At 50.7% G+C, this 16850-nt stretch carries 13 protein-coding genes and 1 pseudogene; 6 read left to right on the forward strand and 8 right to left on the reverse strand.

What is annotated here, in order from left to right:
- Window positions 1-43 precede the first annotated feature (43 nt).
- The gene (gene hinT, locus P4S53_RS18155; RefSeq protein ID WP_027253317.1) at window positions 44-394 is read right to left on the reverse strand and encodes a purine nucleoside phosphoramidase; all 351 of its coding nucleotides are present in this window, start codon (window positions 392-394) and stop codon (window positions 44-46) included.
- A 360-nt stretch (window positions 395-754) separates the two neighbouring features.
- Here hinT and P4S53_RS18160 point away from each other — a divergent pair, with 360 nt between their 5' ends.
- Window positions 755-2752, forward strand: coding sequence for a methyl-accepting chemotaxis protein (locus P4S53_RS18160; protein ID WP_337113789.1), 1998 nt, complete (start codon window positions 755-757; stop codon window positions 2750-2752).
- A 251-nt stretch (window positions 2753-3003) separates the two neighbouring features.
- Entirely contained in the window at window positions 3004-3747 is a 744-nt protein-coding gene (locus tag P4S53_RS18165) for a class I SAM-dependent DNA methyltransferase (RefSeq protein ID WP_337113790.1), read from the forward strand.
- Window positions 3748-3975: 228 nt separating this feature from the next.
- On the opposite strand, the gene P4S53_RS18170 is transcribed toward P4S53_RS18165, so the two are convergent.
- Window positions 3976-4266, reverse strand: a complete 291-nt coding sequence (locus P4S53_RS18170) for a YkgJ family cysteine cluster protein (RefSeq protein WP_081669315.1) — start codon at window positions 4264-4266, stop codon at window positions 3976-3978.
- Between the two features lie 341 nt (window positions 4267-4607).
- On the opposite strand from P4S53_RS18170, the pseudogene P4S53_RS18175 reads away from it, so the two are divergent.
- Window positions 4608-5563: pseudogene (locus P4S53_RS18175) on the forward strand (transposase).
- A 274-nt stretch (window positions 5564-5837) separates the two neighbouring features.
- Here P4S53_RS18175 and P4S53_RS18180 read toward each other — a convergent pair.
- From P4S53_RS18180 to P4S53_RS18190, 3 genes are read right to left on the reverse strand one after another with little or no spacing between them, the layout of a single operon-like run.
- Window positions 5838-7073: an NAD(P)/FAD-dependent oxidoreductase gene (locus tag P4S53_RS18180; protein WP_337113791.1), complete on the reverse strand. Its 1236-nt coding sequence runs from the start codon at window positions 7071-7073 to the stop codon at window positions 5838-5840.
- The gene (locus P4S53_RS18185; protein WP_337113792.1) at window positions 7073-8455 is read right to left on the reverse strand and encodes an FAD/NAD(P)-binding oxidoreductase; all 1383 of its coding nucleotides are present in this window, start codon (window positions 8453-8455) and stop codon (window positions 7073-7075) included. Before P4S53_RS18185 ends, P4S53_RS18180 begins: the two co-directional genes overlap by 1 nt.
- Window positions 8448-8768, reverse strand: a complete 321-nt coding sequence (locus P4S53_RS18190) for a (2Fe-2S)-binding protein (RefSeq protein ID WP_337113793.1) — start codon at window positions 8766-8768, stop codon at window positions 8448-8450. Before P4S53_RS18190 ends, P4S53_RS18185 begins: the two co-directional genes overlap by 8 nt.
- Before the next feature lie 300 nt (window positions 8769-9068).
- Here P4S53_RS18190 and pyrC point away from each other — a divergent pair, with 300 nt between their 5' ends.
- The 3 genes from pyrC (at window position 9069) to P4S53_RS18205 (ending at window position 11483) form a co-directional block, all read left to right on the forward strand.
- The gene (gene pyrC, locus P4S53_RS18195; protein ID WP_337113794.1) at window positions 9069-10100 is read left to right on the forward strand and encodes a dihydroorotase; all 1032 of its coding nucleotides are present in this window, start codon (window positions 9069-9071) and stop codon (window positions 10098-10100) included.
- 148 nt (window positions 10101-10248) lie between these two features.
- Window positions 10249-11238: a cation:proton antiporter domain-containing protein gene (locus tag P4S53_RS18200; RefSeq protein ID WP_337113795.1), complete on the forward strand. Its 990-nt coding sequence runs from the start codon at window positions 10249-10251 to the stop codon at window positions 11236-11238.
- On the forward strand, window positions 11238-11483 hold the full coding sequence (locus P4S53_RS18205; RefSeq protein ID WP_337113796.1) for a cation:proton antiporter domain-containing protein: 246 nt from the start codon (window positions 11238-11240) through the stop codon (window positions 11481-11483). The genes P4S53_RS18200 and P4S53_RS18205 overlap by 1 nt, the downstream gene beginning before the upstream one ends.
- 82 nt (window positions 11484-11565) lie before the next feature.
- Here the strand turns inward: P4S53_RS18205 and P4S53_RS18210 are convergent, their stop codons facing one another.
- From P4S53_RS18210 to P4S53_RS18220, 3 genes are read right to left on the reverse strand one after another with little or no spacing between them, the layout of a single operon-like run.
- Complete coding sequence (locus tag P4S53_RS18210) at window positions 11566-14664, reverse strand: efflux RND transporter permease subunit (protein WP_337113797.1); 3099 nt, start codon at window positions 14662-14664, stop codon at window positions 11566-11568.
- Complete coding sequence (locus P4S53_RS18215; protein ID WP_337113798.1) at window positions 14664-15752, reverse strand: efflux RND transporter periplasmic adaptor subunit; 1089 nt, start codon at window positions 15750-15752, stop codon at window positions 14664-14666. The genes P4S53_RS18210 and P4S53_RS18215 overlap by 1 nt, the downstream gene beginning before the upstream one ends.
- Before the next feature lies 1 nt (window position 15753).
- Complete coding sequence (locus tag P4S53_RS18220) at window positions 15754-16788, reverse strand: efflux RND transporter periplasmic adaptor subunit (RefSeq protein WP_337113799.1); 1035 nt, start codon at window positions 16786-16788, stop codon at window positions 15754-15756.
- Window positions 16789-16850 lie beyond the last annotated feature (62 nt).

A 16850-nucleotide genomic window follows, 5' to 3' on the forward strand; every position in this document is an offset into this window, starting at 1 on the left:
CCACTAAATCTCTGCTGCCGGCAGACCATGAAGATTCGCCGTCTTAACCAACCAGCATCGGGCCGAGCGGTCGTCCACCCAACAGGTGCATATGAACGTGGTACACTTCCTGTCCACCGTGAGGATTACAGTTCACAATCAAACGATATCCGTCTTCCGCAATTCCTTCCGCTTCTGCGAGTTTGCGGGCCACGGTAAACAAACGCCCCATCATCGCTTCATCTTCCGCTTCGACATGATTCACCGTTGGGACCAGCTTATTCGGAATGATCAGGATATGGCTTGGCGCGCGGGGGTTAATATCACGAAATGCAGTGACCAGATCATCCTGATACACCACATCGGCCGGGATTTCCTTACGGATTATTTTGCTGAAGATAGTTTCTTCTGCCATGACTTTCTCCATCTTTTGAATTCTACCATTGCCGAGTATGCGTGAGTCGCGTAATCAGAGCAATATTGAACGTCGTTTTAAACCAATTTTCCTGCGACTATTTCACTGCAAAATCTTCATTTTGTTACACCTGCCAAAGTATGTGCAGAGAGTATCCGGTTATCCTCATACATCGCCTGCCTAGCAAATCAGGGTGATATTTTGATGACACGGTCACGGCTTGAGGCACACTTATTTTACGTCGTGAAGCAAACGATGTATGAGTAACAGAATAATAACACTCAGAATAAAAACCACACTGGCAAGCAAGGAAATGCTCGGGCTGTGTCCGGCCCGGGATGTTTTAGGGACGATAGTGCAATGAAAAAACAGACTTCTGTCATCCGGCGTATGTACGCGGGTTTCGCCGTGATGATCGGCCTCTTCGCGACCACCAGCACACTGACGCTGATGGAAACCAAAACCATCTATGGGCAATTAGAGTCGGTAAACACCGAATCCGTTCCGTTAGTCACCATTTCCAGTCAGGCCAATGTGGAACTTCTGGTCGCCGACAAAGTGTTTAAAGATTTTCTGACCACCAATGATCAGGACCGAATGCAGCAGTATGAAAGTCAGTTTACTGAGTCTTACGATCATTTCAGGCAAACGCTGGCAACCCTTATCGATACCGCGAAGGACTACCCTTCGCTGAGCAGCCAGCTGGAAGCCTTGAAAGCATTAGAAGACAGATACTTTACTCAGGCCCAGGTTGCCATGAGCAACTATCGTGATCAATTAACCGCCAATGACGCTCGTCAACAATCCATCCGCCGTTTTCAGCAGTTACATCGTGACCTCAATGTGCGGATGAAAGATGTGATTGCCGATCGCAGCCGCGTGTCTGAGCTGATGCTGGCAAAAAGTTACTTCGACAAACTCGGTCAGACAGAAGCCATCACTTCTGATGCGCTGGCATCCAGTGATGTTGAAAAAATTAATGAAGCGATAAAAAACAATAAGCGCCTGGTTAACCATCTCAGTAATTCTTACCGCACACTGACCTCAATGATCCCCGATCTCAAGCGGACTTTTGACTCGTCGATTGAGCAGTACAATCAGGACATCGGTCAGTCCGGCGGTGTACTGGATGTGCATTTTAACTATATTCAGGCTCAGGAACGCCTCTATACCAGTATCAGTAATCTGGCGGCAGAAATTAACAATGCCAATGCTTTACTGGAAAGCTTCCGGAGTCAGGCTCGTGGAGACATGGACACGGCTATCGCTCAGGCCGGTACGTCTTACCAGACTGGGGTCAGAAATACCGTGTTATTAGGCAGCCTGGCCGCATTTCTGGCCGTTGTTATCGGCTGGTTCCTGGCGCGTAATGTCAGACAACCGCTGGCTTCGACCCTGACCACACTGGAAGCACTGACAGCTGGCGATATGACAAAGCGCATTACAGACAACAAGTTTGCGGAATTCGGGCAATTGAGTCACCACATCAATACCCTGGCAGACCATCTGCAGCAACTCCTGAGCCAGCTCAGCGATGCCTCTGCCGAGCTGACGGAAGTCGCGACCCAAAACCAGACCACCACAGCCGACGCCAAAGATCGTCTGAATGAACAGCGCCAGCAAACCGCATCCGTCGCGACGGCAATGACAGAAATGGAGCATTCTGTGGCTCAGGTGACCCAAAGTGCCCAGCACACGCTGGATAAAGTCAAAAATGTCGAGTCTGCTGCAGCGACGGGCCGCGGTGTGATGGGTCGCAATATTTCCACCACCCATCAATTGTCTGAGCAATTGGATCAATCCGTTCAGGCGGTGAATCAGCTTCAGCAAATGAGCAGTAATATCGGCAGTATCCTGGACGTGATTCGCACAATTGCCGATCAGACCAACCTGCTGGCACTGAATGCAGCCATTGAGGCCGCCCGCGCCGGTGAACAAGGCCGGGGTTTTGCGGTGGTTGCTGATGAAGTGCGCATTCTTGCGCAGCGAACGACCGCCTCCACAGGTGAGATTGAATCCATGATTCAAGAGCTGCAATCCAGCTCAAGCCAGGCGGTTCAGGTGATTGAAAGTTGCGTGAACGAAATGGAAGACAGTGTCAACCAGACCTCGGAAGCCAGCAGCGCGATGGAAGAAATTGAAGCCATCATTATTGAAATCAGCGATATGAGCAGCCAGATTGTGCAAGCCACTGAAGAGCAGCGCAGCACCACGGCCAGTATTGCCCGTAGCCTGGAAGACATCAGTGAAATTGCCGATGCCAACCTTGCGGCGATGGAAAGCGTCACCAGTGCCAGCCTGAAACTGGATCACCAGGCCAAAGAACAAAACGCCCTGGTTCAGCGATTTACCCTCTGAACATTACAATAACGCTCTAACGGCCAGAACGAGTTTCTGGCCTTTTTTATAGTGTCTGTCCCGCCAACACCCTTTTTCACCGCGTCTGTCCCAGTATCACCAGCGACAAGCCCTGTTACCTTCATAACCGTGTCTGTCCCGCCATAACCAGCGACAGGCTCAGTTACTGATACTTTTATCTGCTTCGCAATTGCGGCAGATTGGTTTACTATGCGCCACCCAAAAATTTCAGCTCAGTCTACCAGGCATCTATGTCCGCCAACGCCCTTTACACCGACCTTTCAGGCTATTACGACTTAATGTGTGTCGATATCGATTATCAGGCCCAAAGCCACTGTATTCGCCGGCTCCATCAATTGTTCGGTAACAACGGAAATACCCATCTTGATCTGGCCTGCGGAACAGGACCGCATGTTCGGCATTTCATTGATTATGGCTATCAGAGCAGCGGACTGGATATCAATCAGCCGATGCTGGATATTGCGGCCACGCGTTGTCCGGAAGCAGAGTTCACTTTGCAAAACATGAGTGATTTCAACATCACTTCCCCGGTCGACTTGATTACCTGTTTCCTGTATTCCATCCATTACAGCGATGGCATTGAAAAGTTGAAAGACTGTATCGCCAGCGTACACAGTGCATTAAGCGATCAGGGGATGTTCTGCTTTAACGTGGTCGACAAAGATAAAATCAATAACGATTTATTTGTCAGGCACACAGCTCTGCACGACGGCAGCCAGTTCACTTTCCACTCCGGCTGGCATTATTGCGGCGACGGCGAAAAACAGTCGTTAAAGCTCAGCATCGAAAAAAGCACGGCTGAAGAAACCCATCAATGGCATGACGAACACCCCATGGTTGCTGTCACTATCAATCAGTTAAAAGAGATCCTGCAGCCCTACTTTGAAGTTCATGTCTTTGAACATGACTATGAGAAAATCATCCCTTGGGATAACAGCTCAGGCAATGCCCTTTTCGCTTGCGTGAAAATCTGACTCTGACGGGCATCATTCACGTTGATTGTGAGTGATGTTCATTTGATTGGCTTATTGGCGGCAGCAGCTATAAAACCGCTTCGTTACCCCAGAGGCCAACTTTGGTGTCCATAACCCATGTTGGCCCCGATTTAAAAGCATCTATTTAGCCCGATCTATACTATCTCTGAGTTTTCCGTAGGCGCTTAGATAGACTCTGTTCTTCTGATCCTGATTTATTCCCAATAATCACACCAAATCGGCTCTTTCATCCCGGCATTCGTATGAGCCCATTTCAAATTCCCGGCAAATCCAAGGCCGGTTTTCATAGATGGTACACATAAAAGTTTCCCTGTTTAGCGCCGAGCACCAACCATCGGCCAGGCGTAACATAGTTTCACCACCCCATTCATCAGTGGCAATGTGCTGTTCTGGGACGCCAGTATCCGTAATGATCATGACTTCTAAGCGGCAGCAGCAAGCCTGACAAGTAGAGCAAGAAACTTCAGGAACAGCGATGTTTTTTATTGGAATGGTCATGAATATCTTCAGCAAATACAGTAACGACATAATACGCTAATCCGCACCGTTTTACCGAAATAGATAACCAAGCGACAATAAGGGCTATTAAGTGCAACTACTTATCAGGACAGGCACACCGCACGCAAGGAGGCGACATAGCAGGACAGACATATCAAGAATGGACATTACAGTCGCAAGTTGTACAAGGACTGCTTGCAAGGACAGACACGTAAAGAAACAAAGAACTTCATTAATTTCATGAGATTCTGACACAGATCCCCACTTCGTTATTTGCTCCTTTTTTCGGCCAGCACAGACATATACTGTATATTTATCCAGTTCAATAATTGTGACTCCCAATGACGACAGCACGCAGCCAGCTTATCAGTATAGAAGCCACGCCCTACTACCATTGCGTTTCCCGCTGTGTTCGCCGCTCCTCCCTGTGCGGCTACGATGAACTGACCAAGATCAGCTATGAACACCGGCGGGGATGGGTTGAGAAACGGCTGAAACGCATCGCCAGTGTCTTCTGTGTCGATGTTTGTGCCTACGCCATTATGAGCAATCACTACCATGTCGTTCTGCATATCAACAAGGATCAGGCCCACCGCATCTCGAACCATGAAGTTATAGAGCGCTGGCTCACCTTACATCGCGCCCCTGTGCTGATTCAGCGGTTTTTAAAGCACGAGGCTTTATCCGAGGCTGAACATTCTGCTTGCTTAACCATCATCAAAACCTGGCGCGAGCGGCTTTGCTCCATTAGTTGGTTCATGCGCCTGCTCAATCAACACATCGCCAGCAAAGCCAATCAGGAAGACGAGTGTACTGGCCACTTTTGGGAAGGCCGCTTCAAAAGCCAGGCATTGCTGGATGAAAAAGCCTTGGCTGCGGCCATGGCATACGTTGACTTGAACCCGATTCGGGCGGGTATCGCGGAGACACCAGAAACCTCCGATTACACTTCCCTGAAAGCGCGCATTAAATCGCTTCAAAAAACGAAGCAACGCCGCCCAATCTCTTTCCCTTTGCGGGCAATCCGCGCAACGATATGCCTGAAGGACTGCCATTTTACCTGTTCGATTATCTTGAACTGGTTGAGTGGACCGGAAGGCAAATCAAAGAAGGGACACGTCACCATATTTGCTCAACCCAGCATCCCATCCTTGAACGGCTCGGTTTACACTCAAATGTGTGGCTTGATATCTGCACCAAAATAAAAACAGGGTCCCTCATTGGCACAACATCATCAATTCAAGCCGTTTTGCCGAAACTGAACCGGCAACGGTGTATCGGTTTACAGATCCCTTAATCCATTCACAACAAACAGAACCGCAACAGCGATGCATTCGTATGCCACCGCTCGCCTGGAAATCATGCCAGAGACATAAAATCTGACGTTGCATTCCAACACGCTGTAAATCGATACTTTTAACGGCGCTTTACAAGCAATTCATTGAATTCAGTGAAGCGCCTATTGGTTTAAGCTTTAATATGACTGTCCCTGTAAACCAATCTTTAGTGTGACTGTCCTTCTAAATCCAAACCAATCTTTAATGTGACTGTACTTCTAAATCCATCGGTGACTACACCGGCGTCTGTCCTGGTAAATCATCCAAGAAGCGCTGGTACAGAAATGGGCTGATATCCACACTGGTTGGTTCACCGCGGACCAGTTCATTCAGTAACTTACCGGTAATCGCAGAAGTCAGCATACCGGTTCTGAAATGACCGCAGGCCGCCAGATACCCCTCAATGCCGGGCACTGGCCCCAGAACCGGCAGCTCGTCCGGCGAGCCGGGACGTAATCCGGCCCAGCAGCGTTTAATGTTCATGTCGCGCAACTGAGGAATCGTCTTCATCGCGCCCCGGGCCAAGGATTTAAGCTGGTTCAAATCTGTGCGGGTGTCGTAACCACACTCTTCTGTGGTTGAGCCAATCAGTATCTCGCCATTGTCTTTCTGCGCAATATAACAATCACTGGTGGTAATACAGCCGTTCAGTATCTTGGGCATTTTTTCAGACACCAGCACCTGTCCTTTGACCGGGAACACCGGCATCTGCATACCTGTCGCCCACAGATTGATCTGCTCAGCCCACGCCCCGGCGGCATTGATGACCATACCGGCGCTTAATTTACCCCGGGACGTCTGCACGCCCGTCACCCGATGACCCTGTCGTTCGATCGCTGTGACTGAGGTATTAAGATACAAATCCACACCGTTCTGGCGCGCAGCTTCCACATAGGCATCATTCAGCCGGTAAGGGTTAATCTGATGGTCGGTATCGAACTCCATCGCGCCAATGGCATCCGGTGCTATATTCGGCTCTGCTGCCAGCAGCGTGGCTTTATCAAGCCAGCGAATGTGTTGCTGACGATCTGGTACAGCAGCCGCAATATGTTCAGCATAAATACGATCGTATTGATCAAACAGCACAAACTTCAGCCCTGTTTTTTCAAATTTCATATCAACACCGTGTTTCTCCAGCAGCTCCTGATTTAATGCCGGATACATGGCATTTGACATCATCGCCAGATCAAAAAAAGGCTTAGGCATGATATGTGGCTTCATGTCAGAGGCGTCTGATACGTCCGCCCCTTCCCGGAGTTGTTTTGACAGCGTCTTAAACAGAATAACTCCACAGCCCAAACCCGTTGATTCGCCCATTGCCCACAATCCGCCGGCAGAGGCGCGGGAAGCATTACCCGGTTTTTTAAAATCGACCAGCGCAATGTTCAGATCCCGGTTACGGCTTAACGCGAAGGCCACCGCTCCGCCAATCACCCCACCGCCACAAATCACAACATCATAGTGCTTCATTATTCGTTCTCCATGGCAGCAAAAGGAATGGGATCCAGAGGGAATCTGACTCGAAACAGGCCCTGTTCGCGGTGAAAGCCTTCATTTGCTAACCTGTCATAGCAATAATGACTGCAGGTTTTTCCCTGGCAGTCCCCCATGGTGACACGGGTCCGCATTTTCAGGCTTACGCTATCCCGGCATCCTTCGGCGATCGCTTTATCTATGGCAGAACGCTTTACCTGCTCGCAACGACAGATCACAGTTTCGGCGTCGGGCAGGTTCAACAACCCTTTTTTACGCTGATTGGCACGGTCAAAAGCGCCACGGAAACGGTACAAACGCTTGAGCGTCTTCTGCAGTTCAGAATGACGTTCTGCTACGTCTGCCGCTTTGTCTGGATACAGCTCTGCCACCAATGCCAGGGCCGCGATCTGTCCTTCCACAATGGCGACATCCGCCCCGGCGAAACGGGCAGAGTCACCGGCACAGAAAATATTCGCGCGGCTACTGCGCTGATAAGCATCTGTTACCGGAATCAGTCCGCTGAATTCATCCACTCTGACCTCAAGATCCATTAACTGAGCCAGCTGGGACCGGGACACAAAGCCGTAACCCACGCCCAGTAAATCGGCCTCTATCCACTGCATTTTCTGCTGATCGGCTTCCCAGTTGCTGTTATAGGGTGCAACGGCAACACGCTCCAGACTGACACTGCCTTTCGCTTTTACTATCCCCCAGCCATAGTACACCGGTACCTGATGCAACCTGAGATACGCAAGAAGCGACAGACCTTCCAGTGCTATTTGCGGACGGTTGAGCAGCGCGACCACTTCCTTGCTCATCTCACTGAAAGATGCGGCGTCATAGACACCTTTCACTGCAATGCCTGAGCGAAGCAGCTGACAAGCAAGCAGTATCAATAACGGGCCTGTCCCGGTAATGACCGCCTGCCGACCGGGGCGGACCAATCCGCTCTTGAGCTGTAGCTGGATACCACCCGCCAGCATCACACCCGGTAACTGCCAGCCCGGAAAAGGAATGCTCCGTTCCTGACAGCCCGTTGCCAAAAACAGATAATCAAAGTCCTGAGCGGAAAGCCTGTCATGGCAGGACAGCAGCAGTTGACTGCCGGCTAACGGGCCAAGCACCCGCGTCTCGGTCAGCAATTCAATATTGTGTCGATGCTCCGCCACCAGGGCCTGCTGCAAAGCGATGTTCTTCTGCAGGCTTTCATCCAGATGCGGCATGGTTTGTGTTGCCCGCCAGGGGCCGCGATAGATAACACCGCCGGCTTTGGGCGACTCGTCAATGACAGTTGATCGGATACCAAATGCCGACAAAGTGGATGCTATCGACATGCCTGCTGGGCCGGCACCGACAATCACGATATTCTCAGGCATTTTTGCTGTCCCCTTCGATAACGCGATTACGACAGGTACGGATTTTCATGCTGGGCTGAACAAGCGTCTGGCAGGCACGCTGTTTGTGGCGGCCATTAATTTCGACCAGGCAGCAATGGCAAACGCCCATACCGCAATAGGCCCCTGACGATGCGCCAAAATCGTTTTTCATCAAACGCCTGAACTCACTGGCTAACAGTGTGCTCAAGACACTTTCACCGGCTACCGCTTTCACTTCAATATCATTCACTGACACACAAAACGTGCTGTCTTTTAGCGGCGTAATATCTTGTGTTCTGGTTATAGATGCCATTTTTATATTCTGTCTCTTGTAGGTAAGGTAAGGACTGTTATTGAAATGCACTCAATTTTAATGAAACCGAAAGCATATATTTACGCTACCACTCAGACAGATTCTGTGATTGTTTTCGATCAATGTTTCGTCTGATCAAACGATGCTTAACCGCAACACCACCGACAGGACAGGACAGGACAGGACAGGACAGGACAAAGAATGCAAACGATTGCGGTTTGGATGGGTAAATCAGGAATACGGCTTTACTTAGTCACGCCATACTTTTAGAATCGGGCGAATTTTTTGGAGGGAGCTACTATGACGTCGATCACTATCACACGTCCGGACGACTGGCACGTACACCTGCGCGATGGCGATGTACTGAAGGATACGGTTCGGGACATCAGCCGTTATATGGGACGGGCTATCATCATGCCTAACCTTGTTCCTCCCGTGACTGATACCTCTGCTGCTCTTGCTTACCGTGATCGTATTCTGGCTGCTCAGCCCAGTGAAACATTCTCTCCTTTGATGGTGCTCTACCTCACCGATAACACAACCCCTGACGAGATTCGCAAAGCCAAGGCCAGTGGTCATGTGTATGCGGCAAAGCTCTACCCTGCCGGGGCAACCACGAACTCTGATTCAGGCGTCACCGATATCAATCAGTTGCTGCCCACCATGGAAGCCATGCAGGAGTTGGGTATGCCACTCTTGATTCACGGCGAAGTGACCAAGCACGATGTGGATATTTTTGACCGTGAGAAAGTCTTTCTGGACACTGTGCTGGCACCGATTGTTGCTGCCATGCCAAACCTGAAAGTGGTGCTTGAACACATTACCACCAAAGATGCCGTCGACTTTGTCAACAACGCCGGGCCGAACGTGGGCGCAACGATTACCGCTCACCATTTGCTGTATAACCGCAACCATATGCTGGCTGGCGGCATCCGCCCGCACTTTTACTGCCTGCCTATTTTAAAGCGCAACACCCATCAGGAAGCACTGATTGCAGCAGCGACCAGTGGCAGCAACAAATTCTTCCTGGGCACAGATTCAGCACCGCATGCGAAAGGCAAAAAAGAAGCCGCCTGTGGCTGTGCCGGTTCTTATACGGCACATGCTGCCATTGAACTGTACGCAGAAGTTTTCGAGCTGGCAGGTGCACTCGACAAGCTGGAAGGTTTTGCCAGCCACAATGGTCCTGATTTCTACGGCCTGGCTCGCAATCACGACACCATCACCCTGACCAAACAAAGCTGGGCGGTGCCGGACACCATGGAATTCGGTGCCGACCAGGTGGTGCCGATTCGGGCCGGTGAACAAATCAGCTGGAAAGTAGCTGAGTAATCAGCTTTTATCTGTCCAGTCATAGTCAAAAGGCTCCAGGCATGGAGCCTTTTTCTTATCTGATCGGTTCTCATTTCACACAATCCGCTTGCTTCATCTTCCAGCACGATTAAAGTATAAAAAACAATCACTTTTTGGAGAGATGTCTGTGACTGGCTATGAATCGATCCCCTCACTTGTCATCTTTGCCGTACTGGGCTGGGTTGCCCTGAACGCCATCTTTTTCTTCTCTCACCGCTGGCGGCTGTTTTCAGACATTACCTGGATCCTCCTGCTGGGACTGATCTACGGCGCGGTTTCCGCAATGCCAGGTTCCAACTTGCCGGATCTGGTGCTGGAGCCACATGTTGTGCTGTATCTTTTCGTGCCGCTGCTGGTGTTTTCATCCACCCAATGTATTTGTCTGTTTCATTTCAGGCAGGTGCTTATCCCCGCGTCACTGGCCGGCTCCTTCGGTATATTGATCAGCATGTTGGTGATAGCGACCGCCATACACTGGCTGCTCGGGGTGCCGTTCATGCCTGCATTGTTGTTCGGGGTTGTCATTTCCGCCACCGATCCTTTGGCAATCAGCGCCTTATTCAAAGATAACCAAAGCGTGACCGAAAACCAGAAACTGCTGATTGAAGGGGAGTCCATACTGAACGACGGTTTCGTCGTCACTGTGGCCAGTATTCTTTCGTTGGTCATTTTCAGCGGTGCGGAATTCGATGTGACAAGCAGCAGCCTGAGTTTGGTGTCGCATGTGGTGGGCGCTTTAGCGGTGGGTGCCGTACTCGGGCGTGGGGCTCGCTGGCTGCTGACGTTACTCCATGAACGGCATTACACCTTAACAACCAATATCACGCTGGCATTGGCGTATGGCAGTTTTGTGCTGGCAGAAGAGTTGCATTTTTCCGGGATTCTGGCCGTATTTGCCGCGGCACTGGCCTACGGTTACAAGCCCTATCAGGACGATGCCAATCATCTGGCGCACCAGGAGATCTGGGAGTATCTGGATTATGTCGCCAACGCGCTGCTTTTCTTCCTGCTCGGTTCCAGCGTGTTTACCCTGCTGTCTGCCGATGTTTTGTCCGCCGTTATCATACTGTTATCCATCGTGCTGCTTTTTCGGCGCGGTTTATTTCGCTTTGGCTGATGTTGCCTGTCCTGCGAATCGAGTCGAAAAAACTGTCCCGGCTTGATTTCTGGCTGCTGAATTTCTCAGGGGCACGCGGCGCGGTATCCATTGCCCTGATCCTGATGCTGCCGGCCGATTTCAGTTACAAACCTTTATTTCTGACGATGGCAATCAGCATGGTTCTGTTTTCTCTGATTATTTATCCGGTGATCACCAAGCGTATGCTGTCCCAAAGCAGCCCCATCCGTGAATCGGCATCATAACATCCGCCTCAATTCACCGTCCTCCCCGCGCAAATGCGGGGGAGGACACAGGTGTGATATTCCAAAAATCAGTATGAAAAGACTAACCCGGTTGATTTTCTGGTACCGGTTCCCCCTCACGACCCGGTATCGGGACGCTGTGGAATAAACGGTACAGCACAGGGACAACAATCAGGGTCAGTATGGTCGCAAAGCCCAGGCCGAACATGATGGTCACTGCCATTGGTTTAAAAAACACATCCGGCAATAGCGGGATCATGCCCAGAATAGTGGTGATCGCCGCCATGCAGACCGGACGAACCCGACTGACTGCGGCATCCACCACCGCCTGGTATTTTTCTTTACCGCTGCTGATTTCAATTTCGATCTGATCCAACAGCACGATACCGTTTTTCACCAGCATGCCGGACAAGCTCAAAAAGCCCAGCAAAGCCATAAAGCCAAACGGGGTGTTCAGCAACAGCAAACCGGAAGCCACCCCAATCACCGCCAGAGGGACAGTCGCCCACACGATCAACGCTTCCTTCACCTTGTTAAACAAGAAGATAGTGATCAGGAACATCATCAGATAGCCCATAGGCATTGAGCTGAACAACGACGCTTTGGCATCGCCGGATGACTCATACTCGCCGCCCCACTCCAACGCGTAGCCCGGTGGCAGGTCTAAGGCATCAATGGCGGGCTGGATACGTTTCTGCACCGTCGCGGCGGTTTCATTGCCCAGCGGATCAGGGTCAGCCATCACTGTCAGTACCCGCTTCCTGTCTTTACGTACAATCAGCGGATCTTCCCAACGCAGATTAACGGCAGAAACAACTTGCTGTAATGGCACGTAGCCCTGAACCGCCGGGCTCCAGATTTTCATCCCCTCAATCGTGTTGATATCAACACGTTCCTGCTCGGGCAATCTGGCAACAATTGGCATCAGGGTCGTCCCTTCACGGTAGATACCTACCGACAGACCGGAAAACGCCATTTGCAGCAGATCATCGACATCTTTTTTGGTGATCCCGTAACGTCGGGCCTGGCTCTCGTTGAAGACCGGCTCAAGCACTTTAGTACGCTCTCGCCAATCATGACGTATGTTGGCGGTTCCTGAATCAGCTCGCATGATATCCGTCACGTCCTTGGCCAGACTGCGGAGTACCGTCGGATCCGGGCCAACCAGACGGGCTTCGATTTTCGCGCCCGAAGAGGGCCCAAGCATGATTTGCTTGAGCTTGTATTCGACATTCGGGAAGTCTTTGCGAATGATCGCCTGTACCTGAGACATGGCAGGTAACACACCTTCAAACTGCTTCACCCGAATAATCAGCTCACCGTATGCGGCATAACTTTTTTCCGGTGAATAAGTCAGCATAAAGCGCTGCGAGCCTTTACCCGCACTGGTACTGACATAATCAATATTGTCGTCCTGCTCTATCTGGTGCTGCATTTGTTTCAGCGCATCGTTCGTCGCCCGGATATCTGTGCCCTCAGGCAACCAGATATCCACCATGAACATAGGCGAGGTTGAGGCGGGAAAGAAAGATTGCTTAATCAGCGTAAAGCCATACAGGCTCACCCCCAACATAGCCACCAGCGCAATCACAGTCAGCCATGCACGACGCATACAAAATTCGAGGAACTGCCGGTAGAGGACAAAAACTTTGCCTTTGTACGGATCCTCTTCTTCACTATTTTCAGACACTTTTTGCGACTTAAAGAACAAATCGGCAAAGAAAGGTGTCAGTGAAATCGCAGTAAACCAGCTCAGCATCAAAGAAATGAGCAGCACGGTAAACAAAGTACGGGTGTATTCGCCGGTCGAATCCTGCGATAAGCCAATCGGCGCAAAGGCCATCACGGCAATCACGGTTGCACCCAGCAACGGCCATTTGGTTTGGGTGACGATATCAGACGCCGCCTGCAGCCGGGTTCGCCCTTTCTGCAAACCAATCAATATACCTTCGACTACCACAATGGCATTATCAACCAGCATCCCCAGGGCAATAACCAGCGCACCCAGTGATATACGTTGCAAATCGATGGCCATCCATTTCATAAACACAAAGGTGGCAAGAACGGTTAGCAACAAAATCAACCCGATCAGGAGACCGGATCGCAATCCCATGAAAAACAGCAGAACAACGACAACAATGATGACAGCCTGCCCCAGACTGACCACAAAACCACTGACCGACTTATCCACTTCTGTCGGCTGGCTGTACACCACGCCGATATCGATGCCCACCGGCTGCTGCACTTTCAGTTCAGCAAGGCGGCTCATGACACGCTTGCCGCCTTCGACCACATTGATACCGGAAACAAAGGCAATTCCCAGATTCAAGGCTTGCTTGCCGTTATAACTGACCAGGTTATCCGGAACTTCCCTGAACCCGCGTTCTATCGTGGCGACATCTCTGAGGTAAATCAGCCCCTGAGAGCCTGAATCTTTGATGATCAGATCGCCCAACGCATCCACATTCTGAAATTCGCCTGTGGTCTGAACACGAATGTACTCATCACCAACGCGAATAGCGCCAGAACTGGTTACCAGATTCTGCTGCTGCAAGGTGCCATAAATCGTCTCTGGCGAGATACCCAGATTACTGAGCCGCTGCATGGAGATTTCAATAAATACCTGCTCCTGCTGCGTCCCTGTGACCTGTACTTTACCCACACCGTTGACCAGCTCAAGCTCCCGCCGCAGATAATCCACATAATCGCTTAACTCACGGTAGCTATAACCTTCCCCGGTTACAGCCAGCAAAATACCGTATACATCACCAAAATCATCCACCACTTTGGGTGTGCCGACACCGGGTGGCAGGCTGGGTTTCAGATCATTCACCTTGCGGCGCAGTTCATCCCAGATCTGCGGCAGATCATCCGGCCCATAATTATTTTTCATGGTCACGGTGATTTGAGACAGATCCCGGCTCGAAATGGAGTTCACTTCATCAACATAAGAGAGTTGGCCAATGGCTTTCTCTATCGGATAAGTCACCTCTTCCTCAACCTGCTGCGCTGTTGCACCAGGATAAGAAGTCACCACCATGGCGTCTTTGATCGTAAATTCAGGGTCTTCCAGACGGCCTAAATCCAGAAATGCCATTGTCCCGCCAATCAGAAAGATCAGCGTCAGCATCCAACTGATGACTTTGTTTTTAATAAAGTATGTGGCGATATCCTGTTTCATTACTTCGCTGCCTCCTGATCGACAACAATCACCTGCTGACCATCACGGAGACGGTTGACACCTTCAGTCACAATCACCTCGCCTTCCTGTAACCCTGACACAATACGCACACCATTCGGGACCACTTTATCTGTCACTATCTGGCGCTTACTCACTGTACTTTCGTCATTGACTACCCACACGAATTTATTGGCAGGGTTAATCGCATCGCCATCTTCATTGAACACAGCACTGAGCGGAATCACCGCTTCGTCCGAGCGATAAATCTGTATTTTTTGTCCGTCCACTTTTACCTCGACCGATGTGCCATCTAAAATGAACTGCTCTTTCGGCATAGGCATGGTGAGTGTGACTTTAAAAGAGCCCAAGTCCGGATCCGGCTCTGTGGTAAATTCTTTCAGATAAGCGGTATATTCTGTCCCGTCATCCAATATCACTTTTGTTCCCGGCCGCTTATTTTGTACCTGGCTGGCGGTGCTTTTCGAGTAAATCATGTCCGGCGCCTGGATCAGGATATCCACGTCAGTCGCGCTATGGATATTCATCACCGCTTCACCTACCTGGACATTTTCGAACTGCTCAACCGGCACACGCGAAATCACCCCGCTGACCGGGGCGTGCAATGCCGTGAATGTCAGACGTAACTTGGCCAGATTCAGCCTTGCCAGCGCAATTTGCCTTTGCGCAGCCAATTCATCGAACTGCGACTGGGCCAGATAGCCTTGCTTAACCAGTTTTGCCGAGCGGCGATACTGACTGTCTGCCAGACTGAATTTCGCCTGCGCATCATTCACTGTCAGCTGGTAATCGGTCGGATCAAGTTGTGCCAACAACTGGCCTTTTTTCACAAACTCGCCAGGCTTGACGTTGACCTTGATCACTTCACCGGAGAGACGAAAAGACAGCACAGATTTATCCGCCGCCGCAGCGACGGCCGGAAAAGATAAAATCGGTGAGCTTTGCTCCAGTCCCACCCGATAAACGCTCACAGACGGCGGAGCCTTAGGCTCGGCAGGCGGCTCCTGGCCACACCCTGTAAGCAACAACGGCAATACCCAGAATGCCGAACGTAATAGGGTATTTATCATCTCAGAGACCCCGCTCCTTCACCCATTCACGCACGACCTGGCCTTCTTTCAGCTCAGTCACACCAGACGCAGCAATCACCGCACCATCTTCTAACCCACTGACCACACGGGATTGTTCATCCAGCACCACTTCAACTTTGCTGACTTTGCCATCGTCAGCCACCCGCCATACATAAGTGCTGCCGTTCTCCTTCACAATCGCCCGCGCTGGTAATGAACCGGCGCCGGTTTGCGGTAACGCAATTTTCACTTGCGCTGCCATGCCGGGAAGCAGATTTTGATCAACGGGTTTTTCCATGGTGAGCTTGACCTGGTAACTGGACGTTTTGGTATCCGCTTCAGTGTCAATTTCCTTCAGACTCGCCTGAAACACCTGATCGGGGATGGTATCGAAGATCACCTGAGCAGAACGCTCATCGCTGGATCTCGTGCGCGAGAGTAACTGTTGCGGGAGTTGGAAACTCACATTCAACAATCCTTCACTCTGAATATGCATCACAGGTTGTTTCGCTGAAACATATTCATAATTGTTGGCCATCGTAATAGACACGACACCATCATAAGGTGCAACCAGGGTGGCATATTTCAGGTTAGCTTCCTGTTTATCTAATTCTGCTCTGGCCTGATTTCTGGCTGCCGTTGACTGGTCAAAATCCAGTTCGGACACGACATTAGTTTTCAGCAATTCCGCATTTCGTTTGTACTGAACCTGCGCAAGGTTGTAATTGGCTTTGGCCTGTTCGACCAGCAAGGTCAGCTCATCGGTTTTCAGCTTTGCCAGACGCTGGCCTTTTCTCACGGCTTCGCCATCGCGTACATCCACACTTTCCAACACTCCCGAGACCCTGAATGCCAGCACCGCTTTATCGCCGGCTTCTACCTGAGCTGGAAATGTCCGATAACTCTGACTGCCACCCACCTCAACAGTTAACAACTTCACCGGTCGGGAGACAGGTTCGGGCACAGATTTTGTTTCCTCACTGCAACCGGTGAGCATGCTCACCGACAGCGTCAGGGCCAGCAGAGTGAACCTCATTCAATGCCTCTCCAATTCAATACGTCTGATTTATTCAACATTTTTCATGCTGCCTTTTCGCT

The organism is Photobacterium sp. Hal280 (assembly GCF_037162255.1).
Classification (GTDB): Bacteria; Pseudomonadota; Gammaproteobacteria; order Enterobacterales; family Vibrionaceae; genus Photobacterium.

Excerpts from the sequence above, each read along its gene's own strand:
- P4S53_RS18210 (WP_337113797.1), bottom strand. The coding sequence starts at position 14,664 with ATGAAACAGGATATCGCCACATACTTTATTAAAAACAAAGTCATCAGT.
- P4S53_RS18165 (WP_337113790.1), top strand. The coding sequence starts at position 3,004 with ATGTCCGCCAACGCCCTTTACACCGACCTTTCAGGCTATTACGACTTA.
- P4S53_RS18160 (WP_337113789.1), top strand. The coding sequence starts at position 755 with ATGAAAAAACAGACTTCTGTCATCCGGCGTATGTACGCGGGTTTCGCC.
- P4S53_RS18215 (WP_337113798.1), bottom strand. The coding sequence starts at position 15,752 with ATGATAAATACCCTATTACGTTCGGCATTCTGGGTATTGCCGTTGTTG.
- pyrC (WP_337113794.1), top strand. The coding sequence starts at position 9,069 with ATGACGTCGATCACTATCACACGTCCGGACGACTGGCACGTACACCTG.
- P4S53_RS18205 (WP_337113796.1), top strand. The coding sequence starts at position 11,238 with ATGTTGCCTGTCCTGCGAATCGAGTCGAAAAAACTGTCCCGGCTTGAT.
- P4S53_RS18170 (WP_081669315.1), bottom strand. The coding sequence starts at position 4,266 with ATGACCATTCCAATAAAAAACATCGCTGTTCCTGAAGTTTCTTGCTCT.
- P4S53_RS18185 (WP_337113792.1), bottom strand. The coding sequence starts at position 8,455 with ATGCCTGAGAATATCGTGATTGTCGGTGCCGGCCCAGCAGGCATGTCG.
- P4S53_RS18220 (WP_337113799.1), bottom strand. The coding sequence starts at position 16,788 with ATGAGGTTCACTCTGCTGGCCCTGACGCTGTCGGTGAGCATGCTCACC.
- P4S53_RS18180 (WP_337113791.1), bottom strand. The coding sequence starts at position 7,073 with ATGAAGCACTATGATGTTGTGATTTGTGGCGGTGGGGTGATTGGCGGA.
- hinT (WP_027253317.1), bottom strand. The coding sequence starts at position 394 with ATGGCAGAAGAAACTATCTTCAGCAAAATAATCCGTAAGGAAATCCCG.
- P4S53_RS18190 (WP_337113793.1), bottom strand. The coding sequence starts at position 8,768 with ATGGCATCTATAACCAGAACACAAGATATTACGCCGCTAAAAGACAGC.